This window comes from Streptomyces paradoxus, from assembly GCF_014202475.1.
GTDB lineage: Bacteria > Actinomycetota > Actinomycetes > Streptomycetales > Streptomycetaceae > Streptomyces > Streptomyces paradoxus.
This window is the reverse complement of the sequence record NZ_JACHGV010000002.1, coordinates 464,413-485,815: the sequence shown is the minus strand read 5'-3', so window position 1 is coordinate 485,815 and position 21,403 is coordinate 464,413. Positions and strand designations below refer to the sequence as shown.

22 protein-coding genes and 1 pseudogene are annotated in these 21,403 nt (G+C 72.4%); 18 read left to right on the top strand and 5 right to left on the bottom strand.

What is annotated here, in order from left to right; genetic code table 11:
- Position 1 precedes the first annotated feature (1 nt).
- The 8 genes from HNR57_RS07165 (at position 2) to HNR57_RS07130 (ending at position 8,468) form a co-directional block, all read left to right on the top strand.
- On the top strand, positions 2-1,075 hold the full coding sequence (locus HNR57_RS07165; RefSeq protein WP_184557858.1) for a nitronate monooxygenase: 1,074 nt from the start codon (positions 2-4) through the stop codon (positions 1,073-1,075).
- Positions 1,072-1,812 carry a 16S rRNA (uracil(1498)-N(3))-methyltransferase gene (locus HNR57_RS07160; RefSeq protein WP_184557854.1) on the top strand — a complete coding sequence of 247 codons (741 nt, stop codon included), beginning with the start codon at positions 1,072-1,074 and terminating at the stop codon, positions 1,810-1,812. The genes HNR57_RS07165 and HNR57_RS07160 overlap by 4 nt, the downstream gene beginning before the upstream one ends.
- Positions 1,813-1,828: 16 nt before the next feature.
- Positions 1,829-2,221 carry a VOC family protein gene (locus tag HNR57_RS07155; protein WP_184557851.1) on the top strand — a complete coding sequence of 131 codons (393 nt, stop codon included), beginning with the start codon at positions 1,829-1,831 and terminating at the stop codon, positions 2,219-2,221.
- 49 nt (positions 2,222-2,270) lie between these two features.
- The gene (locus HNR57_RS07150) at positions 2,271-2,816 is read left to right on the top strand and encodes a hypothetical protein (RefSeq protein WP_184557848.1); all 546 of its coding nucleotides are present in this window, start codon (positions 2,271-2,273) and stop codon (positions 2,814-2,816) included.
- Between the two features lie 45 nt (positions 2,817-2,861).
- Entirely contained in the window at positions 2,862-6,092 is a 3,231-nt protein-coding gene (locus tag HNR57_RS07145) for a S41 family peptidase (protein WP_184557845.1), read from the top strand.
- 97 nt (positions 6,093-6,189) lie between these two features.
- Complete coding sequence (locus HNR57_RS07140; RefSeq protein WP_184557842.1) at positions 6,190-6,543, top strand: histidine triad nucleotide-binding protein; 354 nt, start codon at positions 6,190-6,192, stop codon at positions 6,541-6,543.
- 6 nt (positions 6,544-6,549) lie between these two features.
- Positions 6,550-7,455 (top strand): ribonuclease Z, encoded by a 906-nt coding sequence (locus HNR57_RS07135; RefSeq protein WP_184557839.1) that lies wholly within the window; start codon positions 6,550-6,552, stop codon positions 7,453-7,455.
- Between the two features lie 20 nt (positions 7,456-7,475).
- Positions 7,476-8,468 carry an adenosine deaminase gene (locus HNR57_RS07130; RefSeq protein ID WP_184557836.1) on the top strand — a complete coding sequence of 331 codons (993 nt, stop codon included), beginning with the start codon at positions 7,476-7,478 and terminating at the stop codon, positions 8,466-8,468.
- Between the two features lie 5 nt (positions 8,469-8,473).
- On the opposite strand, the gene HNR57_RS07125 is transcribed toward HNR57_RS07130, so the two are convergent.
- Together HNR57_RS07125 and HNR57_RS07120 are read right to left on the bottom strand one after the other, a co-directional pair.
- The gene (locus tag HNR57_RS07125; RefSeq protein WP_184557833.1) at positions 8,474-9,787 is read right to left on the bottom strand and encodes an MFS transporter; all 1,314 of its coding nucleotides are present in this window, start codon (positions 9,785-9,787) and stop codon (positions 8,474-8,476) included.
- A gap of 225 nt (positions 9,788-10,012) precedes the next feature.
- A complete protein-coding gene (locus HNR57_RS07120) occupies positions 10,013-10,795 on the bottom strand; it encodes an IclR family transcriptional regulator (RefSeq protein ID WP_184557830.1) in 783 nt (260 codons plus the stop codon).
- Between the two features lie 103 nt (positions 10,796-10,898).
- On the opposite strand from HNR57_RS07120, the pseudogene HNR57_RS07115 reads away from it, so the two are divergent.
- From HNR57_RS07115 to HNR57_RS07075, 9 genes and pseudogenes are all read left to right on the top strand, one after another.
- Positions 10,899-11,086 (top strand): annotated as a pseudogene (locus HNR57_RS07115) (5-dehydro-4-deoxyglucarate dehydratase); the annotation flags it as partial.
- Positions 11,083-12,372 carry a glucarate dehydratase family protein gene (locus tag HNR57_RS07110; RefSeq protein WP_184557827.1) on the top strand — a complete coding sequence of 430 codons (1,290 nt, stop codon included), beginning with the start codon at positions 11,083-11,085 and terminating at the stop codon, positions 12,370-12,372. The pseudogene HNR57_RS07115 and the gene HNR57_RS07110, both read left to right, overlap by 4 nt.
- 137 nt (positions 12,373-12,509) lie before the next feature.
- Complete coding sequence (locus HNR57_RS07105; protein ID WP_184557824.1) at positions 12,510-13,646, top strand: carbohydrate kinase family protein; 1,137 nt, start codon at positions 12,510-12,512, stop codon at positions 13,644-13,646.
- Between the two features lie 143 nt (positions 13,647-13,789).
- Positions 13,790-14,857, top strand: a complete 1,068-nt coding sequence (locus HNR57_RS07100) for a PhoH family protein (RefSeq protein ID WP_184557821.1) — start codon at positions 13,790-13,792, stop codon at positions 14,855-14,857.
- Positions 14,858-14,871: 14 nt separating this feature from the next.
- Complete coding sequence (gene ybeY / locus HNR57_RS07095; protein WP_033306334.1) at positions 14,872-15,369, top strand: rRNA maturation RNase YbeY; 498 nt, start codon at positions 14,872-14,874, stop codon at positions 15,367-15,369.
- Positions 15,370-15,378: 9 nt separating this feature from the next.
- Entirely contained in the window at positions 15,379-16,683 is a 1,305-nt protein-coding gene (locus tag HNR57_RS07090; RefSeq protein ID WP_184557818.1) for a hemolysin family protein, read from the top strand.
- Positions 16,680-17,039, top strand: a complete 360-nt coding sequence (locus HNR57_RS07085) for an MmcQ/YjbR family DNA-binding protein (protein ID WP_184557815.1) — start codon at positions 16,680-16,682, stop codon at positions 17,037-17,039. The genes HNR57_RS07090 and HNR57_RS07085 overlap by 4 nt, the downstream gene beginning before the upstream one ends.
- Positions 17,040-17,059: 20 nt before the next feature.
- A complete protein-coding gene (locus HNR57_RS07080) occupies positions 17,060-17,413 on the top strand; it encodes a cytidine deaminase-like protein (protein WP_062926780.1) in 354 nt (117 codons plus the stop codon).
- 184 nt (positions 17,414-17,597) lie between these two features.
- Positions 17,598-18,074, top strand: coding sequence for a hypothetical protein (locus HNR57_RS07075; protein ID WP_184557812.1), 477 nt, complete (start codon positions 17,598-17,600; stop codon positions 18,072-18,074).
- A gap of 26 nt (positions 18,075-18,100) precedes the next feature.
- Here HNR57_RS07075 and HNR57_RS07070 read toward each other — a convergent pair whose 3' ends face one another.
- Both HNR57_RS07070 and HNR57_RS07065 read right to left on the bottom strand, forming a co-directional pair.
- Positions 18,101-18,439 carry a P-II family nitrogen regulator gene (locus HNR57_RS07070; RefSeq protein WP_033306329.1) on the bottom strand — a complete coding sequence of 113 codons (339 nt, stop codon included), beginning with the start codon at positions 18,437-18,439 and terminating at the stop codon, positions 18,101-18,103.
- A complete protein-coding gene (locus HNR57_RS07065) occupies positions 18,436-19,746 on the bottom strand; it encodes an ammonium transporter (RefSeq protein ID WP_184557809.1) in 1,311 nt (436 codons plus the stop codon). Before HNR57_RS07065 ends, HNR57_RS07070 begins: the two co-directional genes overlap by 4 nt.
- Positions 19,747-19,907: 161 nt before the next feature.
- Here HNR57_RS07065 and era point away from each other — a divergent pair, with 161 nt between their 5' ends.
- Positions 19,908-20,870, top strand: coding sequence for a GTPase Era (gene era / locus HNR57_RS07060; RefSeq protein WP_184557805.1), 963 nt, complete (start codon positions 19,908-19,910; stop codon positions 20,868-20,870).
- Between the two features lie 54 nt (positions 20,871-20,924).
- On the opposite strand, the gene HNR57_RS07055 is transcribed toward era, so the two are convergent.
- The gene (locus HNR57_RS07055; RefSeq protein WP_184557802.1) at positions 20,925-21,377 is read right to left on the bottom strand and encodes an ATP-binding protein; all 453 of its coding nucleotides are present in this window, start codon (positions 21,375-21,377) and stop codon (positions 20,925-20,927) included.
- Positions 21,378-21,403 lie beyond the last annotated feature (26 nt).

Below are 21,403 nucleotides of genomic sequence, written 5' to 3'. Positions count from 1 at the left end.
CATGTCCTCCGCACTGACCGATCTCTTCCCCCTCCCGATCGTGCAGGCCCCCATGGCGGGCGGCGTCTCCGTACCGCAGCTCGCCGCGGCCGTGTGCGAGGCGGGCGGGCTCGGGTTCCTCGCCGCCGGGTACAAGACCGCCGACGGGATGTACCAGGAGATCAAACAGCTCCGGAGCCTCACCGGCAGGCCCTTCGGCGTCAACGTCTTCATGCCGCAGCCGGAGTACGCCGACCCGGCCGCAGTCGACGTCTACGCCCACCAGCTGGCCGGCGAGGCCACCTGGTACGAGGCCGAGCTCGGCGACCCGGACAGCGGACGCGACGACGGCTTCGAGGCCAAGCTCGTGGTGCTGCGCGACAACCCCGTACCGGTGGTGTCGTTCCACTTCGGCGTCCCGAGCCGGGAGGTCGTCGACGCCCTGCACCGCGTCGGCACCTTCGTCCTGGCCGCCGCGACCACCCCCGACGAGGCCCGGGCCGTCGAACGGGCCGGCGCGGACGCGGTCATCGCCCAGGGTATCGAGGCCGGCGGCCACCAGGGCACCCACCGGGACATCCCCGAGACGGACGGTTCCGGCCTCGGGCTGCTGTCGCTGATCGCCCAGGTCCGCGAGGCCGTGAGCATCCCGATCGTCGCCGCCGGCGGCATCATGCGCGGCGGCCAGATCGCCGGTGTGCTCGCGGCGGGCGCGAGCGCCGCCCAGCTGGGCACCGCCTTCCTCGCCACGCACGAGTCGGGCGCGAACGCCCTGCACAAGCGGGCCCTGACCAACCCCCTGTTCGTCCGCACGGAGTTGACCCGGGCGTTCTCCGGCCGGCCCGCGCGCGGCCTCGTCAACCGGTTCCTGCGCGAGCACGGCCCGTACGCGCCCGCCGCCTACCCCGAGATCCACCACCTCACCTCGCCGCTGCGCAAGGCCGCCGCCAAGGCCGGTGACGCGCAGGGCATGGCGCTGTGGGCCGGGCAGGGGCACCGGATGGCGCGGGAGCTGCCCGCCGGACAGCTCGTGGAGGTGCTGGCCGGTGAACTGGCCACCGCCCGCGCCTCGTTGACCGGCGGGGGCGTGCTGTGACCGCGCCGGTGTTCGTGGTCGAGCACCTCGACGCGGGCGGCGGCGGCCGGTATGTCCTCGACGGGCCGGAGGGGCGGCACGCCGTCTCCGTGAAGCGGCTGCGCGCCGGCGAGGACGTCGTCCTCACGGACGGGGCCGGCCGATGGGCGGACTGCGTCGTGCTCGACACGGAAGGCAAGGACCGGCTGATCCTCCGGCTGGACTCGGTGCACGAGGAGCCCGTCGAGCGGCCCCGGGTCACCGTCGTCCAGGCCCTGCCCAAGGGCGACCGGGGCGAGCTCGCCGTCGAGACGATGACCGAGGTCGGAGTCGACGCGATCGTGCCGTGGGCGGCGGCGCGCTGCATCACGCAGTGGAAGGGCGACCGCGGGGCGAAGGCACTGGGCAAGTGGCGGGCCACGGCCCGGGAGGCGGGCAAGCAGTCGCGCCGGGTGCGCTTCCCGGAGGTAGCGGAGGCGGCCACCACCAAGCAGGTCGCCTCGCTGCTGGCGGGGGCGGAATTCGCCGCCGTGCTGCACGAGAGCGGGGACACGCCGCTGGCCACGGCCGAGCTGCCGGCCACCGGCGAGATCGTGCTGGTCGTGGGACCCGAGGGGGGCGTGGCGCCGGAGGAGCTGGCGCTGTTCGAGGAGGCGGGGGCGCAGGCGTACCGCCTCGGGCGCAGTGTGCTGCGCACATCGACTGCCGGGACGGCCGCCGCGGCCGTGCTCCTGGCACGCACCGGACGCTGGTCCTGATCCCCTTGGAGGCACCGTGGAGCTCGCACAGGTTCGTCTGCTCGTGACCGACTTCGCCGCTTGTTACCGCTTCTACGGGGAGGTCCTCGGCCTCAAACCGCAGTCGGGGGCGGCGGACGGTCCGTACGAGAAGTTCAGCCCCGCGGTGGGCTCCGCGGGGATCGCGTTGCAGGACCGGTCGATGATGGCCGAGGTGCTCGACGAACTGGGCGACGCGGCGGCGGGCCACCGCTCCCTGGTCGTCCTGCGGGTGGACGGGCTGGACGCGTACTGCGAGGAGATCACGATGCGCGGCGCCACGGTCCTGCACGGTCCGGTACGCATGACGGACCGGATGCGGGTGGCCCATCTCAAGGACCCCGAGGGCAACTTGGTGGAGCTCCAGGAGTGGCTGCTGCTGCGCGGCTGACGCCTTTGCGCCCTACCGCGCGGCCTCCGTCAGTGGCAGGCTCCCCTCCATGGGGGCTTCGAGGAGGAATCGGCTGGGGCCGCGCGGTCGGCGAGTGGCGGTCGCGGCGACGTTCGCCGCGGTGGCGGTGGGCGGCGCTGCCGCCTGCGAGCCCGGCAGCATCAGCTCCGCGTCCGTCGCGTACACCACCGACGAGACCGTGACCAAAGAGCTCAACCGGCAGAAGGCGGGCGTGCGTTGGCTGACCTGCACCGCTTCCTACGGGGAGAGCGGCGGGAAGGCGTCACCCTCGGCGCGTGAGCGGACCGTCGCGACCGTCGACTGCGAGGGCGAGACCGACGACGGCAAGGACATCACCGTCGACGGCAAGGTCACCCACGCGGTGGACGGGGCGTGTGTGCGCGGGAAGATCACGGCCAAGGTGGACGGCAAGGTGTGGTTCGAGGTCGACGGGCTCGGCGACTGCAACTCCACCAGCCCGCCCCCCGTCGGCGGCCCGCCGGGCGGGCAGCCCGGGCCGACCGTCACGGTGACCGTCACCCAGACCATCTGGTGCGAGCAGTACCCGGACTGCCGCCCCGTCGAGGGCAAGTGATCCGAACCCTGTCCGCGCGGCGGCGTCCCTGCATAGGGTGATCGGGTGACATCGCCTGCTTACCTCCGGTTCCCCCATGTGCACGGCGACCTGGTCGCCTTCACCGCCGAGGACGACGTGTGGCTCGCCCCGCTCGACGGCGGCCGGGCCTGGCGGGTCAGCGCCGACAACACGCCGGTGACCCACCCCCGCATCTCGCCCGACGGCACCACGGTCGCCTGGACCTCCACCCGAGACGGCGCCCCCGAGGTGCTCGTCGCCCCGGTCGACGGCGGCCCGGCCAAGCGGCTGACGTACTGGGGGAGTCTCAAGACGCAGGTGCGCGGCTGGACCCCGGACGGCGAGGTCCTCGCGATCAGCACCGAGGGACAGGCGAGCCTGCGCCGCACCTGGGCGCGTGCCGTACCGCTGGACGGCGGCCCGGCCACCACCCTGCCGTACGGGCCCGTCGGCGACGTCGCCCACGGCCCGCACACGGTGCTGCTGTCCGCGCCGATGGGCCGCGAGGCGGCCTGGTGGAAGCGGTACCGCGGCGGTACGGCGGGCAAGCTGTGGATCGACCGCGCGGGCGACGGCGAGTTCGTGCGGCTGCACGAGGACATCGACGGCAACATCGAGTACCCGCTGTGGGTGGGGATGGGGGTCCCCCCTGTTCGAGCGGAGCCGAGAACTTGGGGGAGGATCGCCTTCCTCTCCGACCACGAGGGCACCGGAGCGCTCTACTCCTCCCTCGCCGACGGATCCGACCCGCGCCGCCACACACCTCTCGGAGGCTTCTACGCCCGGCACGCCGCGACCGACGGCACCCGGGTCGTCTACTCCAGTGCCGGTGAGCTGTGGGTGCTGGACGACCTGGAGGGGGCCGAGCCGCGGCGGCTGGAGGTGCGCCTGGGCGGACAGCGCGTCGACCTCCAGCCGTTCCCGGTGAACGCCTCCCGGTGGTTCGGCTCGGCGTCCCCGGACCACACCGCGCGCGGCAGCGCGGTCGCCGTGCGCGGCTCCGTGCACTGGGTCACCCACCGCGCCGGCCCGGCCCGCGCACTGGCCGCCACGCCCGGCGTGCGGGCCCGCCTGCCGCGGACGTTCCGCGCGGACGGCGAGGAGTGGGTGGTGTGGGTGACGGACGCCGAGGGCGACGACGCCCTGGAGTTCGCGCCCGCCACCGGACTCGCCCCCGGGGCGACACCCCGCCGGATCGCCGCCGGGCAGCTCGGCCGGGTGCTGGACCTCGCCATGGCGCCCGACGGCAGCCGCGCCGCGGTCGCCTGCCACGACGGCCGCCTGCTGCTCGTGGAGCGGGAGACGGGCGAGGTGCGCGAGGTGGACCGCAGCGAGGACGGCGATGTGTCCGGGCCCGTCTTCTCGCCCGACTCGTCCTGGCTGGCCTGGTCCCACCCCGGCCCCCGGCCCCTGTGCCAGCTGAAGCTCGCCAACACCACCGACCTGTCGGTCACCGAGGCCACCCCGCTGCGCTTCCAGGACTACGCGCCCGCGTTCACGCTGGACGGCAAGCACCTCGCGTTCCTGTCGACCCGCTCCTTCGACCCGGTCTACGACGAGCACGTCTTCGACCTGGCCTTCGTGGTGGGCGCCCGGCCGCATCTGATCACCCTCGCGGCCACCACGCCCTCCCCGTTCGGGCCGCAGCGGCACGGCCGGTCCTTCGAGACGCCCGACCGGGAGGAGACCCCCGACAGCGAGGGCACTCCCACCACCCGTATCGACCTCGAAGGCCTCGCCGACCGCATCGTGCCCTTCCCGGTCGAGGCCGCCCGCTACACCAACCTGCGGGCCGCCAAGGACGGCGTCCTGTGGCTGCGCCACCCGGTCACCGGTGTGCTCGGCGCGTCCCGGGCCACCCCCGACGACCCCGACCCCAAGTCCGAGCTGGAGCGCTACGACCTCGCCCAGCAGCGCGTCGAGCACCTCGCCGTCGACGCCGACCACTTCGCGGTGAGCGGGGACGGCAAGCGGGTGCTGCTGTGGACCGACGGGCGGCTGAAGGTCGTGCCCAGCGACCGGCGCGCCTCCGGCGACGACGACAGCGACAGCAACATCACCGTCGACCTGAGCCGCGTACGCCAGTTCGTCGACCCGGCGGCCGAGTGGCGCCAGATGTTCGACGAGAACGGCCGCATCATGCGGGACCACTTCTGGCGGCCCGACATGAGCGGCGTCGACTGGGACGGCGTCCTCGACCGCTACCGCCCGGTCGTGGAGCGGCTGGCCACCCACGACGACCTGGTCGACCTGCTCTGGGAGGTCCAGGGCGAGCTCGGCACCTCGCACGCCTACGTCACCCCGCGCGGCGGCCACGGCCACGGCCCCCGCCAGGGCCTGCTCGGCGCCGACATCTCCCGCCACGAGGACGGCAGTTGGCGGGTCGACCGCATCCTGCCCTCCGAGACCTCCGACCCGGACGCGCGCAGCCCGCTGGCCGCCCCCGGCGTCGCGGTACGCCCCGGCGACGCCATCGTCGCGATCGCGGGACAGCCCGTCGACCCCGTTCTCGGCCCCGGCCCGCTGCTGATCGGCACGGCGAACAAGCCGGTGGAGCTGACGATCTCCCCGTCCGGCGGCGGCGACCCCCGGCACGCCGTCGTCGTCCCGGTCGCCGACGAGGAACCCCTGCGCTACCACGCCTGGGTCGCCGACCGCCGCGCCTACGTCCACGCGAAGTCCGGCGGTCGCCTCGGCTACCTCCACGTTCCCGACATGCAGGCCCCCGGCTGGGCCCAGATCCACCGCGACCTGCGCGTCGAGGTCGCCCGCGAGGGCTTGGTCGTCGACGTCCGCGAGAACCGGGGCGGCCACACCTCCCAACTGGTCGTCGAGAAGCTGGCGCGCCGCATCGTCGGCTGGGCCGTCCCGCGCGGCATGCGCCCCTACAGCTACCCGGAGGACGCCCCCCGCGGCCCCGTCGTGGCCGTCGCCAACGAGTTCTCCGGCTCCGACGGCGACATCGTCAACGCGGCCGTCAAGGCCCTGGGCCTCGGCCCGGTCGTCGGCACCCGCACCTGGGGCGGCGTCATCGGCATCGACAGCCGCTACCGCCTGGTCGACGGCACCCTGGTCACCCAGCCCAAGTACGCCTTCTGGCTGGAGGGCTACGAGTGGGGCGTGGAGAACCACGGCGTGGATCCGGACGTGGAGGTCCTGCAACGCCCGCAGGACCACGCGGCGGGGAGGGACAGCCAACTGGACGAGGCGATCAGGCTGGCATTGGAGAGCCTGGAGGCAGCACCTGCGAAAACGCCCCCGGGCCTGCCGACTTAAGGGGCGCGGGGAACGGCGCGACCAGCCACGACGCACCCGCACCCGACGACGATACGATGGCCGGCAAGACCGATTTCGGCTGACCCCCGGAGGGAAAATGGCAGGGGAGCCCCAGGAAGACTGCCTGTTCTGCAAGATCGTCGCAGGCACCGTCCCGGCGACGATCGTCCGCCAGACAGACACCACCATCGCGTTCCGCGACATCAACCCCCAGGCCCCCACCCACGTCCTGATCATCCCCAAGGCGCACCACGAGAACGCCGCCGCCCTCGCCGCCGCCGACCCGGCCCTCACCGCGGACGTGCTCCGCGAGGCCCAGGCCGTCGCCGACGAGGAGAAGCTCGACAGCTACCGCCTCGTCTTCAACACGGGCAGCGGCGCCGGCCAGACGGTGTGGCACGTGCACGGCCACGTGCTCGGCGGCCGCGGCCTCGCATGGCCCCCGGGGTAATCCGCCTTGTCCGTACGTGAACTCGTGGTCCTCGGCACCGCCAGCCAGGTCCCGACCCGGCACCGCAACCACAACGGCTACCTCCTGCGCTGGGACGGCGAGGGCATCCTCTTCGACCCCGGCGAGGGCACGCAGCGCCAGATGCTGCGTGCCGGGGTCGCCGCGCACGACCTGAACCGGATCTGCGTCACGCATTTCCACGGCGACCACTCCCTCGGTCTCGCCGGCGTGATCCAGCGCATCAACCTCGACAAGGTCCCGCACCAGATCACGGCCCACTACCCCCGCTCCGGGCAGCGCTTCTTCGACCGGCTCCGGTACGCCACGGCCTACCGCGAGACCGTCGGCATCACCGAGGCCCCGGTCGCCGCCGACGGGTCCCTCGCCCGCGCGAACAGCTACACGCTGGAGGCGCGGAAGCTGTCGCACCCGGTGGAGTCGTACGGCTACCGGATCGTCGAGCCCGACGGCCGCCGCATGCTGCCCGAGCGGCTCGCCGCGCACGGCGTCAAGGGGCCGGACGTCGGCCGGATCCAGCGCGAGGGAGCGCTCGGCGGTGTCTCGCTGGAGGACGTCAGCGAGGTGCGGCGCGGGCAGCGGTTCGCGTTCGTCATGGACACCCGGCTGTGCGACGGCGTGTACGCGCTGGCCGAGGGCTGCGACATGCTCGTCATCGAGTCGACGTTCCTCGACGAGGACGAGGAACTCGCCGCTGACCACGGTCACCTGACAGCGGGTCAGGCGGCGCGGGTGGCCCGGGAGGGCGGGGTGCGGCACCTCGTGCTGACCCACTTCAGCCAGCGCTACACCGACCCGGACGAATTCGAGCGGCAGGCCCGGGCCGCCGGGTACGACGGTGAGCTGACCGTGGCCCACGATCTACTCAGGGTGCCGGTTCCGAAGCGTCGGTGAAACGGCCGTACGATGAATTGATGTTCCTCCCCAAAGCCGAACTGCACCTTCATATCGAAGGCACCCTGGAACCGGAACTCGCCTTCGAGCTCGCCGCGCGCAACGGTGTCACGCTGCCGTACGCCGACACGGACGCGCTGCGCGAGGCCTACCGGTTCGAGGACCTGCAGTCCTTCCTGAACCTGTACTACGAACTCATGGCCGTCCTGCGCACCGAGCGGGACTTCGAGGACCTGGCGAACGCCTATCTCGCCCGGGCCGCCGCGCAGGGCGTGCGGCACGCGGAGATCTTCTTCGACCCGCAGGCCCACACGAGCCGCGGCCTGGACATCGGCACGGTCGTCGAGGGGCTGTGGCGGGCGCTGGGGAACAGCGAGGCCAACCACGGCGTCTCGACCCGGCTGATCCTGTGCTTCCTGCGCGACGAGTCCGCCGAGTCGGCCCTGGCCACGCTGGACGCCGCCAAGCCCTACCTGGACCGGATCACCGGCGTCGGCCTCGACTCCGCCGAGGTCGGGCACCCGCCGGTGAAGTTCCGCGCGGTCTACGAGGCCGCCGCCGCCCTCGGGCTGCGGCGGGTCGCCCACGCCGGCGAGGAGGGCCCGCCGGAGTACATCACCGAGGCGCTGGACGTCCTCGGCGTCGAGCGCGTCGACCACGGGCTGCGCTGTGTGGAAGACCCCGCGCTGGTGGAGCGGCTGGTGCGCGACCGGGTGCCGCTGACGCTCTGCCCGCTGTCGAACGTCCGGCTGCGCACGGTCGACACGCTCGCCGACCATCCGCTGCCCGCCATGCTGGACGCCGGCCTGATGTGCACGGTCAACTCCGACGACCCGGCCTACTTCGGCGGCTACGCCGGGGACAACTTCGACGCCGTGCGCGCCACCCTCGGCCTCACCGACGAGCGGCTGCGCGAGCTCGCCCGCAACTCCTTCCTCGCCTCGTTCCTGGAGGACGACGAGGAGCTGCGGGCGCGGTATCTCGCCGAGGTGGAGGCGCACACCTTCCGGTAGGGGCCTCAGAAGACCTCCGACCCCGCCTTGTCGTAAGCACGCTGGGCGGGGACGGCCGGGGTCTCCACCGGGATCTCGACCACCGGCTGCTCCGGGGCGCCGATCTCGGGGATCGCCCCGGTGGGCGTGCCCGTGGCGGCGGCGACCAGGGCGGCCGGGTGGCCGCCGCGGCGCCGGATCGCGCCGGGCAGCAGCGGGCGTCCGCCGGTGTGCAGCGCTACGGCGGTCATCGGCAGGGCGATCACCAGCAGTCCCGCGCCGAGGACCGCGCCCATCACCGGGAACCCGGCCTGCGCCGACAGCACGCTGCCGGTGAGCGGCCCGGCGGCGGTGCCCAGCGAGGACGCCGAGCCGACCAGCACCGCCCAGCGGCCGCGCGGGTCGAGCGAGGCGGCGAGCCCGATGAGGTACGACAGCACCACCGGGTAGAGCGTGTTCCAGGCGATCTCGCCGGCCGCGAAGCTCCCCAGGTCGGTCGCGGAGGCGCTGAGCGCGATGCAGGCGGCGATGAGGACCGTGCCGCCGCCGATGGGTATCGCGCGGCCGAGGCGGGCCCCCAGGGCGCCCGCGGCGAGGACCCCGGCCAGTCCGGCGCCGAGGCCGAGGGCGAAGACCACGCCGACGGTCGCCTCGCCCAGGTGCACCTGCTCCAGGCCGATCCGGCCGCTCACGCCCCACAGGGAGTTCTGGGCGAGCGACCAGCACACCATGGCGGCGGCGAGCACCAGCCCGGAACGGGCGTGCGGCAGCCGGGCCTTGTCGTGCCGGGTGGGCGTGACGGGCGTGCCGACGGGCAGGCGGCCGGTGAGCGGCCAGACCGCCAGGGCGGTCAGGGCGATCGCGGCCAGCGGCAGACCGTGTCCCGGGCCGAGGTGCGGCACGGTCAGGTACACGGCGCCCGCGAGGGCGGAGACGCTGAGCAGCCCGGCCGTGGAGGCCCGGTGGGGGTCACGCTGCGCGGCGATGAGAGTGGCGGCGACGGTGGTGGCCGTGCCCGAGCCGAACCCGCCGACGACCGCGCCGGCGATGACCGCGGGGACGGCGGTGCTCAGGGCGGCACCGCCGTAGCCGAGCAGGGCCAGGGCGAGGCCGAGCCGGGCGAGGGTGCGGGCTCCGGCCCGTTCGACCCGGGAGGCCAGGAGGAATCCGGCGGCGGCCGAACTCAGCAGCAGGGCGCTGCCGACGGCACCGGCCTGCGTGGCGGACAGCGGAAGGTCCGAGTCGAGCCGGCCGACGGTGGTGGGCAGCAGATACGGAGCGAGGTACCCGGCCGTGAAAAGGGCGACGAGGGGCCAGGGGGTGGTGCGGGGGGCGAACACGGGCGTTCCCAGGGCATGCGAAAGGAGCGGGGGAAAGGGGGGGTTGGGCGACGACCGTCGACGGACAGGAACGCGCGAGCAATTTGTATCAAGCACGTAGTCACCCACGGGAGCCCGGGGCGTGTGATCTGGAGCACGTTGTGTTTGGGGTGGTGAAGCCCGGGTAAACGAGCGCCTTTCGTCGGGCGTCGAGCGGGCTTTCGCCGGCGCTCGTGGGCCCTTCGGCTAACGCCAGTGCACCGATCCGGGGCCCGCCGGAACGGTCGCCTCGGCCTTCGCCCGGATCTCCCGCATCACGGCGACGATCCGCTCCTCGTGCGCGGGCGTGAGCCGGGCGACCGGCACCGAGCAGCTGATCGCGTCCTGCGCCGGGGTGTCGTAGCGCAGCGCGAACCCGAAGCCGACGATGCCGGTCACGCCCTCCTCGCGGTCCACGGACCAGCCGCGGGACCGGATCCGGGCGAGGTCGGCCGCCAGGGACTCCCTGCTCGTGTGCGTGTTCGGGGTCAGCGCCTCGTACGGCCCCTGGGGCAGCTCCCCGTCCGGGCGTTCCGCCAGCAGGGCCTTGCCCAGGGCTCCGGCATGGGCGGGCAGTCGCCGTCCCACCCGGCTGATCGTGCGCAGGTATTCGTGCGACTCCCGGGTCGCCAGATACGCCACGTCGCGGCCGTCCAGCCGGCCCATGTGGATGGTCTCGCCGAGCGCCTCGGACGCCTCGTCGAGGCAGGGCCGGACGGCCCGGACGCGCGGGTCGGAGTCGAGGTAGCTCGTGCCGGTGAGCAGGGCGTGGATGCCGATGCCGTACAGGGAGCCGGTCACGTCGGTGCGGACCCAGCCGCGCGAGATCAGGGTCTGCAGCAGCGCGTACATCGAGCTGCGCGGCACGCCGAGTTCGCCGGCCAGTTCCTGGAGCCGGGCCGGGCGGTCGCCGCGCGCGGCGAGGAGTTCCAGCAGCTCGACCGTGCGCGCCGCGGACTTCACCTCGCGGACGCCCCCTGTGTCTGACATGCACCGATGGTAATCGGGCCGCCCCGGGCGGTTGACGTTCGCATACCCAACGCTCATTCTCATACGTAGATGGCATCTACATAAGGAGATGGCAGGGAGATGACTCCCCCTCGTCGAACTGCGCGACCGCGTCCCCGGGTACGCCGTGTCGCTGGTGAAGGCGGCGGCCCGGCTCCGCGGCCACCCCGTGGGCCCCGTGCGGGCCCCGCTCACCGACCCCTCGCCCGCCGACCCGGCCGCCCTCGCCGCCCTCCTCGCCGCCGACTCGACCTCGTAGGAGCAGCCCTGTGAACCTGACCATCGCCGACGTACGGCTGACACCGATCCTGGTCGCCGACCCGCCGCTGCTGAACACCCAGGGCGTCCACCAGCCGTACACGCCCCGGCTGATCGTCGAGGTCGTCACCGCGGACGGCGTCACCGGCGTGGGGGAGACCTACGGCGACGCCAAGTACCTGGAGCTGGCCCGGCCCTTCGCCGAGCGGCTGAAAGGACGCCAGGTCAGCGATCTGAACGGGCTGTTCACGGTGGCCGACCAGGTCGCGGTGGACGCCTCCCGCGTCGAGAACGCCGTCGACGTGGGCGGGCTGCGCGGCGTCCAGACCGCCGGCAAGCTGCGGCTGTCCGTCGTCTCCGGCTTCGAGGTCGCCTGCCTCGACGCCCTCGGCAAGGCGCTCGGACTGCCCGTGCACACCCTGCTCGGCGGCAAGGTCCGCGACGCCGTCGAGTACAGCGCCTACCTGTTCTACAAGCGGGCCCACCACCCCGAGGGCGTACCGGCCGAGAAGGACGACTGGGGCGCCGCCGTCGACCCGGCGGGAGTGGTGGAGCAGGCCCGCCGGTTCAAGGAGCGCTACGGCTTCACCTCCTTCAAGCTCAAGGGCGGCGTGTTCCCGCCCGACGAGGAGATCGCGGCCGTCCGGGCCCTCGCCGAGGCCTTCCCGGGGCATCCGCTGCGGCTCGACCCGAACGGCGCCTGGTCCGTGGAGACGTCCGTGAAGGTGGCCCGGGAACTCGGGGACGTCCTGGAGTACCTGGAGGACCCGGCGCTCGGCACGCCCGCCATGGCCGAGGTCGCCGCGCGGACCGGCGTGCCGCTCGCCACCAACATGTGCGTGACGACCTTCGCCGAGATCGAGGAGGCGTTCACGAAGGGTGCCGTCCAGGTCGTGCTCTCCGACCACCACTACTGGGGCGGGCTGCGCAACACCCAGCAGCTGGCCGCCGTCTGCCGTACCTTCGGCGTCGGCGTGTCGATGCACTCCAACACCCACCTGGGCATCTCGCTCGCCGCGATGACCCACGTGGCCGCCACCGTCCCGGACCTCCACCACGCCTGCGACTCCCACTACCCCTGGCAGTCCGAGGACGTCCTCACCGAGCGGCTCACCTTCGAGGGCGGCCGGGTCACCGTGTCCGACGCCCCCGGCCTCGGCGTGGAACTCGACCGCGAGCGCCTGGCGGAGCTGCACCGGCGGTGGCTGGACGACGACGGCACCCTGCGGGACCGCGACGACGCGGCGGCGATGCGGATCACCGACCCCGCGTGGGTGACACCCGCGATGCCCCGCTGGTAGCGCCCGCTCCTGCCCGGGGCGTGGCGCGCGAGGGCCGGCACGAGCTGACGGGACGGGTGGGTCCGGCGTGATCGGCGTCACGTTGTCGGTGATGTGGTGCAGACTGGCCTGATCCGCACCACGTCAGGGAGCGCATCGTGACCGCGTCCACCGCCCCGGCCGGAAAGGGCCCCACCGGAAAGGGATCGCCCCGCCAGAGCCAGGTCGATCCCCTCGCCCCGCTGCGCACACCGGACGACCCCCCTTGGGACGTCTACCTCACCGGCACCGTCTTCCTGGACATCATCTTCACCGGCCTCGACTCCGCCCCGGTGCGCGGGACGGAGTCCTGGGCGCGCGGGATGGGGTCGAGCCCCGGCGGCGTCGCCAACATGGCGACCGCGCTGGCCCGCCTCGGCCTGCGCACGTCCCTCGCCGCGGCCTTCGGCGACGACCACTACGGCGACTACTGCTGGGACGCCCTGGAGCACGGCGAGGGCATCGACCTCTCCCCGTCGCGCACGGTCCCCGGCTGGCACTCCCCGGTGACCGTCTCCATGGCCTACGAGGGGGAGCGCACGATGGTCTCGCACGGCCACGAGCCGCCCCCCGAGGAACCGGCCCCGGAGTGCCCGCCCCGGGCCCGTGCTGCCGTCGCCTCCCTCGCGCCCGGTGTGAGCGCGCCCTGGATCGCCCAGGCCGCGAGCAAGGGCACCCGGGTCTTCGGTGACGTCGGCTGGGACGACACCGGGGCGTGGGATCTGGCCGGGCTGACCGACCTGCGGCACTGCGAGGCGTTCCTGCCGAACGCGGAGGAGGCCATGCGGTACACGGGCGCGGACTGCCCCCGGGCCGCCGCGCACGCCCTGACCGAGTACGTGCCGCTCGCGGTGGTCACCCTCGGCGCGGACGGGGCCTACGCGGTGGACCGGCGCACGGGGGAGACGGCGGAGGTGCCGGCCATCGCGGTCGAGGCGCTCGATCCGACCGGGGCCGGTGACGTGTTCGTCGCCGGGTTCGTGGCCGGGACACTGGCGGACTGGCCGCTGGCGGACCGGCTGGCCTTCGCCGGGCTGACCGCGGCGCTGTCGGTGCAGGAGTTCGGCGGGTCGCTGTCGGCGCCGGGCTGGTCGGAGATCGCGGCGTGGTGGCGCAGGGTCCAGTCGGTCGAGGGGCAGTCGCCGGTGGCGCTGGAGAGGTACGGGTTCCTCGCGGAGCTGGTGTCGGAGGAACTGGTGAGGCCCTGGCCGTTGCGCAGGGCCGTGCCGACGATCGGCTTCCGGCGCTCGGCGTGAGGCTCCCGTGGCGCCCGGGTGACAACCGGGCCTCCAAAACCCCTACGGCGTTGTCACTCCCCCGTCGTACCCTGGGAATCGCGAGGCCGCCCTCAGCTGCGCGGCCGTGACGAGGAGGAACCGCAGGCCTTCAGCGCCGGCCCATGACTCAATCATCGACAGCTCACACCCCCGCGCAGGAGCAGGCGAGAGCACAGCTCACCGTCCCCGCCCAGCACCCCATGGTGACCGTTCTGGGGTCCGGCGACTCCCTCCTGCGCGTGATCGAGAAGGCCTTCCCGGCGGCCGACATCCACGTCCGGGGCAACGAGATCAGCGCGACCGGCGATCCGAAGGACGTCGCCCTCATTTCGCGCGTGTTCGACGAGATGATGCTGGTGCTCCGCACCGGGCAGCCGATGACGGAGGACGCAGTGGAACGCTCGATCGCCATGCTGAAGGCGAGCGACAACGGCGAGAGCGACGGCCAGGAGACCCCGGCCGAGGTGCTCACGCAGAACATCCTGTCCTCGCGCGGCCGCACGATCCGTCCCAAGACGCTCAACCAGAAGCGCTACGTCGACGCCATCGACAAGCACACCGTCGTCTTCGGCATCGGCCCGGCGGGCACCGGCAAGACGTATCTGGCGATGGCCAAGGCCGTGCAGGCCCTGCAGTCCAAGCAGGTCAACCGCATCATCCTGACCCGCCCCGCCGTCGAGGCCGGAGAGCGGCTCGGCTTCCTGCCGGGCACGCTCTACGAGAAGATCGACCCCTACCTGCGCCCCCTGTACGACGCGCTGCACGACATGCTCGACCCGGACTCGATCCCGCGGCTGATGGCGGCGGGCACCATCGAGGTCGCGCCGCTCGCCTACATGCGCGGCCGCACGCTCAACGACGCCTTCATCATCCTGGACGAGGCCCAGAACACGAGCCCCGAGCAGATGAAGATGTTCCTCACCCGCCTCGGCTTCGACTCGAAGATCGTGATCACGGGTGACGTCACGCAGGTCGACCTCCCGGACGGGACGAAGAGCGGTCTGCGGCAGGTGCAGGACATCCTGGACGGCGTGGACGACGTGCACTTCTCCCGGCTCTCGTCCCAGGACGTCGTCCGGCACAAGCTGGTGGGCCGTATCGTCGACGCGTACGAGAAGTACGACACCACGCACGGCACCCAGAACGGCGCGCACAAGAGCCGAGGCAAGTCCGGGCACAAGGGGAAGTAGACACACACAGCACCATGTCGATCGACGTCAACAACGAGTCCGGCACCGAGGTCGACGAGCAGGCGATCCTCGACATCGCCCGCTACGCGCTCGCTCGGATGCGCATCCACCCGCTCTCCGAGCTCTCGGTCATCGTCGTGGACGCCGACGCCATGGAGCAGCTCCACATCCAGTGGATGGACCTCCCGGGTCCGACGGACGTCATGTCCTTCCCCATGGACGAGCTGCGCCCGCCCTCCAAGGACGACGACGAGCCGCCGCAGGGGCTGCTCGGCGACATCGTGCTGTGCCCCGAGGTCGCGCTGAAGCAGGGCAAGGAAGCGGAGACGCAGCACTCCATGGACGAGGAGCTCCAGCTCCTCACCGTCCACGGAGTGCTGCACCTGCTGGGCTACGACCACGAGGAACCGGACGAAAAGGCCGAGATGTTCGGCCTCCAGGCGGCCATCGTGGACGGCTGGCGCGCGGAGCGGGGCCTGACCGGCCCGTCCCCGGCGCCGACGGTCTCGTAACGCCCGCCGATGAGTCCCCAACTGGCCCTGGGCGCCATCGCCCTGGTCGTCGTGGCCTGGCTCGCCGCCTGCGCGGAGGCGGGCCTCGCGCGCGTCTCCAGCTTCCGCGCCGAGGAGGCCGTGCGCTCCGGCCGCCGCGGCAGCGCCAAGCTCTCCCAGGTCGCCGCCGACCCCACCCGCTACCTCAACGTGGCGCTGCTGGTCCGCGTCGCCTGCGAGATGGCCGCCGCCGCGCTGATCACCTACGGCTGCCTGAAGGAGTTCGACGGCACCACCGAGGCCCTCCTGGTCGCCATCGCGGTCATGGTCCTCGTGTCGTACGTCGCCGTCGGCGTATCCCCGCGCACCATCGGCCGCCAGCACCCGCTGAACACCGCGACGCTCTCGGCGTACGTCCTGGTGCCGCTGGCCCGGGTCATGGGCCCCGTTCCGTCCCTGCTGATCCTCATCGGCAACGCGCTCACCCCCGGCAAGGGCTTCCGCCGGGGCCCGTTCGCCTCCGAGGCGGAGCTGCGCGCCCTGGTCGACCTCGCCGAGAAGGAGTCCCTCATCGAGGACGAGGAGCGCCGCATGGTGCACTCCGTCTTCGAGCTGGGCGACACCCTCGTCCGCGAGGTCATGGTGCCGCGCACGGACCTGGTGGTCATCGAGCGCTTCAAGACCATCCGCCAGGCCCTCACCCTCGCCCTGCGCTCCGGCTTCTCGCGCATCCCGGTGACCGGGGAGAGCGAGGACGACATCGTCGGCATCGTGTATCTGAAGGACCTGGTCCGCAAGACGCACATCAGCCGCGAGGCCGAGTCCGAGCAGGTGTCCACGGCCATGCGCCCGGCGTTCTTCGTCCCCGACACCAAGAACGCCGGCGACCTGCTGCGCGAGATGCAGAAGGAACGCAACCACGTCGCCGTCGTCATCGACGAGTACGGCGGCACGGCCGGCATCGTCACCATCGAGGACATCCTCGAGGAGATCGTCGGCGAGATCACCGACGAGTACGACCGCGAACTGCCCCCGGTCGAGGAGCTCGGCGAGGACCGCTTCCGCGTCACGGCGCGCCTCGACATCAGCGACCTCGGCGAGCTGTACGGCCTGGAGGAGTACGACGACGAGGACGTCGAGACCGTCGGCGGCCTGCTGGCCAAGGCCCTGGGCCGCGTCCCCATCGCCGGAGCCTCCTCCGTCGTGGACCTGCCCGACGGCCGCAAACTGCGCCTGACCGCGGAGGCCGCCGCCGGCCGCCGGAACAAGATCGTGACGGTGCTGGCGGAGCCGGTCGGCCCCGCGGACCCGCCCGAGGAGGAGAACCCCGAGTGACCCCGCAGGAGCTGCGCGCGTTCTGCCTGTCCTTCAACGCGGCGGTGGAGGACTTCCCGTTCAGCCCGGAGATCTCGGTCTTCAAGGTGCGCGGCAAGCTCTTCGCCCTGTCGTACCTCGACGCGCGCCCCCTGAAGGCCAACCTCAAGTGCGACCCGGAGGAGGCGATCCGGCTGCGCCGCGAGCACGAGGGCCTCATCGTCCCCGGCTGGCACATGAACAAGCGCCACTGGAACACGGTCACGGTCGACGGCGACCTCCCGGACCAACTGGTCCGGGAGCTCATCGAGGACTCCTACGACCTGGTCGTGGCGGGCCTGCCCCGGGCGGACCGCCTGCGCCTCGACCGCCCCTGACGCTTCCGTATGCTCGGATCATGACCGACAGCAGCGCGCTCGACCCCGAGGACCGCAAGATCGTCACCCTGGCCCGTTCCGCGCGGGCCCGCAACGGCGTGCCCGAGGGCGCGGCCGTACGGGACGAGACCGGACGCACCTATGTCGCGGGCACCGTGGCCCTCGACTCCCTGAAGCTCAGTGCCCTGCAGACGGCGGTGGCGATGGCGGTCGCCTCGGGCGCGACGTCCTTGGAGGCGGCGGCGGTCGTGACGGAGGCGGAGACCGCGTCCGCGGAGGACCGGGCGGCGGTACGGGACCTCGGTGGCGCGGGGACGCCGGTGCTGGTGGCCGGGCCCGACGGGACGGTCAGGACCACCGTGACCGCTGGTTGACGGGTTGGCCGAACTTCGCTGTAACCGCCGGTAATTAGGCCAGTTTTCAACCTTGCCGCCCCCTGCCCCACGCGCATCAATGGAACCGTAAGTTCCGACGGACCGTCAGGTTCGGCTCTCGCGCAGCGTGCCCGCACTCACCTGCCGAGCGGTCCCCCCACCACGGAAACGGAGCCGGAATCCCATGAGATGCAAGCGAATCGGAGCAGGTGCGGCACTGGCGGCCGGGGCCCTCGCGGTCACCGGGCTCGCCTTCGCCCCCGCAGCCCTCGCCGTCACCCCCCAGACGGCGACGATCAACGCGGACTGCGGCGCCTTCGGCAGCGGCGAGGCCACACTCACCGCCACGCAGGACGGCACTGCCGCCACCCTCACCGTCAAGTCCTCCGCGATCACGGCGCCAATCGCGCTGGGAGAGGACTCGATCACGTCCACCCTCACCCTGGTGAAGGCCGGCGGCGGCACCGTCGACTTCACCGGCACGGAGAACCCGGCGATGGCCGCCGGCGCCCCCGTCGAGGTCGGCCCCCTCAGCGGCACCGTGGCCTCCGGCGACAGCCTGGAGGCATTCGGCGGCTCGCTGAGGATGACCGTCTTCGGCATCACCATCACGTGCACGGCGAGCGGGCCGCAGTCACCGGGCCCGTTCGTGTTCGACTGAGAACGAGAGCGACGCGGCCCCGGTGCTCAGAGCGCGTCGGGGCCGCGCTCGCCCGTCCGCACCCGCACGACCGTGTCGACGGGCAGCGCCCACACCTTGCCGTCCCCGATCTTGCCGGTGTGCGCGGCCTTCACGACCGCGTCGATGACGGCGTCGGCGTCCGCGTCCTCGACGACGACCTCGATCCGGACCTTGGGCACCAGGTCGACCTGGTACTCGGCGCCGCGGTACACCTCGGTGTGACCGCGCTGCCGGCCGTAGCCGCTGGCCTCGCTGACGGTCAGGCCGTGCACGCCGAGTTCCTGCAGGGCGTTCTTGACCTCGTCGAGGCGGTACGGCTTGACGATCGCGGTGATGAGCTTCATGCCTGGGGGGTGACCTTCTGGGCGTGGGGGACGACGGAGGAGGAGACCGGGGCGCCGTGGCCCAGGACCCCGTGATCGTAGGCCGTCTCGGCGTGCACCGTAAGGTCCAGGCCGGTCTGCTCCTGCTCCTCGCTCGCGCGCAGGCCCATCGTGACGTCGATCAGCTTGGCGATCCCGTACGTCACACCGAACGCGTACACCGCCACCACGACCACGGCCACCAGTTGCTTGCCGAGCTGGCCGAGTCCGCCGCCGTAGAGGAGGCCCTCGGTGCCGCCCGTCATCGACTCGACGGCGAAGACGCCGATGAGGAGCGTGCCGATGACACCGCCCACCAGGTGGACGCCGACGACGTCCAGGGAGTCGTCGTAGTTCAGCTTGAACTTCCAGCTCACCGCGTACGAGCAGACGACACCGGCGGCGAGTCCGACGACCAGCGCGCCGAGCAGCGAGACGGACCCGCACGACGGGGTGATCGCGACCAGACCGGCGACCGCGCCGGACGCGGCGCCCAGGGTCGTGGGGTGGCCGTCGCGCTTCTGCTCCACGAAGAGCCAGCCGAGCAGGCCGGTGCAGCCCGCGGCGAGGGTGTTGAGGAACGCGGCGGCCGCGAGGCCGTTGGCGCCGAGGGCGGAGCCGGCGTTGAAGCCGAACCAGCCGAACCAGAGCAGACCGGCGCCCAGCATCACCATGGGCAGGTTGTGCGGGCGCATGGCGTCCTTCTTGAAGCCCATGCGCGGGCCCAGGACCAGGCACAACGCCAGCCCCGAGGCGCCGGAGACGATCTCCACGGGCAGCCCGCCGGCGAAGTCCAGCGCGCCCAGCCGCTCCAGGATCCAGCCGCCCGGGCCCCACACCCAGTGCGCGACCGGAACGTATACGAGCAGTGCCCACACCGGCACGAAGACGAGCCACGCGCCGAATTTCGCCCGGTCGGCGACCGCGCCGCTGACCAGGGCGGCCGTGATGATCGCGAAGGTGAGCTGGAAGGTGGCGAAGAGGACGGTGGGAACCGTGCCCTGGACGCTGTCCGGGCCGAGGCCGCTCATGCCGAGGTGGTCGAGCCCGCCGATGAGGCCCCCGGCGGCGTCCTCGCCGAAGACGAGCGAGTAGCCGGCCGCCAGCCACACCACCGTGACCAGGGCGATCGACACGAAGCTCATCATCAGCATGTTGAGCACGCTCTTCGTACGGACCATGCCGCCGTAGAACAGGGCCAGGCCCGGGGTCATCAGCAGGACGAGGGCGGTGGCGGCGAGCAGCCAGGCGGTGTCGCCGGTGTCGGCGCCAGCGGCGGCCAGGGTCACGGTGTCTCCAGCGGGTGGGGGCTCCGGGGGGCTCGTCAGAGGTTCACCGGCCTGCGTTTCCGGTTGCGTACGGGTGTGTTTCCGTGACGTTTCGTTGCGTGAGGGTTTCGAGAAGCTCACGGAGGGCGTCCGGTACGGGGCGGCTCCGGGGATCAGGGAGAATGGGCGGCATGAGCGTTCGTACCCAGTCATCCGAAGAGCCGGCCGGAGCTGTCCACAGGGCTGGCTTCGCCTGCTTCGTGGGCCGTCCCAACGCGGGCAAGTCCACCCTCACGAACGCTCTGGTCGGCCAGAAGGTGGCGATCACGGCGAACCAGCCGCAGACGACGCGGCACACCGTGCGGGGCATCGTGCACCGCCCGGACGCCCAGCTGATCCTGGTCGACACCCCGGGCCTGCACAAGCCGCGCACGCTGCTGGGGGAGCGGCTCAACGACGTCGTGCGCACGACGTGGGCCGAGGTCGACGTGATCGGCTTCTGTCTGCCGGCGAACGAGAAGCTCGGTCCCGGTGACCGCTTCATCGCCAAGGAACTGGCGTCCATCAAGAAGACGCCCAAGATCGCGATCGTCACGAAGACCGACCTGGTGGACGGCAAGACGCTCGCCGAGCAGCTCATCGCGATCGACCAGCTCGGCAAGGAACTCGGCTTCGAGTGGGCGGAGATCGTCCCGGTGTCGGCGGTCGGCGACAAGCAGGTGGGCCTGCTGGCCGACCTGATCGTCCCGCTCCTGCCGGAGGGCCCGGCGCTCTACCCCGAGGGCGACCTGACCGACGAGCCCGAGCAGGTCATGATCGCGGAGCTGATCCGCGAGGCCGCGCTGGAGGGCGTCCGCGACGAGCTGCCGCACTCCATCGCGGTCGTCGTCGAGGAGATGCTCCCGCGCGAGGACCGGCCCGCCGACAAGCCCCTCCTCGACATCCACGCCTTCGTCTACATCGAGCGCCCCAGCCAGAAGGGCATCATCATCGGCCCCAAGGGCAAGCGCCTGAAGGAAGTCGGCATCAAGTCCCGCAAGCAGATCGAGGCGCTGCTCGGCACTCCCGTCTTCCTCGACCTTCACGTGAAGGTCGCCAAGGACTGGCAGCGGGATCCGCGGCAGTTGCGCAAGCTGGGGTTCTGAGGCCCCGCGGGGCAGGGTTGCGCAAGGCCCGGCCTCGTGAGGCCCCGCACCGCGCTATGGAGCCGTCCCGAGGCTCGCCCACACCGCGTTGCCGCCCGTGAGGGTCGAGCGGGTGATGCCCCAGCTGTCGGCTATCTCCCGTACGAGCAGCAGGCCGCGGCCGTTCTCGTCGTCGGGGCCGGGGCCGGGGCAGCGGTCGGGGATGCCGCGGCCCGTGAGGTCACCGTCGTGCACCTCCAGCCGGAAGCGCGCGTCCGTCATCAGCTGGACGCCGCACAGGATCCGCTCGCTGAGCGTGTGCAGCACGGCGTTGGTCACCATCTCGGACACGAGCAGCACGGCGTTCGCGCACGCCTCCTCGGACACCTGCCACGCGGCCAGCCGCGCGCGCATGGCATGACGGGCGGCTCTGACACTGGTCCGCTGCGGCGGCAGCTCCAGCCAGTCGGTGCGGTCCGGGCGCACCGCGTCCAGGAACCGGGGAGTGGATGTCGTGTGGGGGGACACGGCGATCGCCTTCCGTGGGGGGTGGG

What these genes read in the sequence shown, in the direction of transcription:
- era (WP_184557805.1), top strand. Translation starts at nt 19,908, where the DNA reads ATGGGCGGCATGAGCGTTCGTACCCAGTCATCCGAAGAGCCGGCCGGA.
- HNR57_RS07130 (WP_184557836.1), top strand. Translation starts at nt 7,476, where the DNA reads ATGTTCCTCCCCAAAGCCGAACTGCACCTTCATATCGAAGGCACCCTG.
- HNR57_RS07080 (WP_062926780.1), top strand. Translation starts at nt 17,060, where the DNA reads ATGACCGACAGCAGCGCGCTCGACCCCGAGGACCGCAAGATCGTCACC.
- HNR57_RS07150 (WP_184557848.1), top strand. Translation starts at nt 2,271, where the DNA reads ATGGGGGCTTCGAGGAGGAATCGGCTGGGGCCGCGCGGTCGGCGAGTG.
- ybeY (WP_033306334.1), top strand. Translation starts at nt 14,872, where the DNA reads ATGTCGATCGACGTCAACAACGAGTCCGGCACCGAGGTCGACGAGCAG.
- HNR57_RS07075 (WP_184557812.1), top strand. Translation starts at nt 17,598, where the DNA reads ATGAGATGCAAGCGAATCGGAGCAGGTGCGGCACTGGCGGCCGGGGCC.
- HNR57_RS07100 (WP_184557821.1), top strand. Translation starts at nt 13,790, where the DNA reads ATGACTCAATCATCGACAGCTCACACCCCCGCGCAGGAGCAGGCGAGA.
- HNR57_RS07140 (WP_184557842.1), top strand. Translation starts at nt 6,190, where the DNA reads ATGGCAGGGGAGCCCCAGGAAGACTGCCTGTTCTGCAAGATCGTCGCA.
- HNR57_RS07165 (WP_184557858.1), top strand. Translation starts at nt 2, where the DNA reads ATGTCCTCCGCACTGACCGATCTCTTCCCCCTCCCGATCGTGCAGGCC.
- HNR57_RS07120 (WP_184557830.1), bottom strand. Translation starts at nt 10,795, where the DNA reads ATGTCAGACACAGGGGGCGTCCGCGAGGTGAAGTCCGCGGCGCGCACG.
- HNR57_RS07090 (WP_184557818.1), top strand. Translation starts at nt 15,379, where the DNA reads ATGAGTCCCCAACTGGCCCTGGGCGCCATCGCCCTGGTCGTCGTGGCC.
- HNR57_RS07070 (WP_033306329.1), bottom strand. Translation starts at nt 18,439, where the DNA reads ATGAAGCTCATCACCGCGATCGTCAAGCCGTACCGCCTCGACGAGGTC.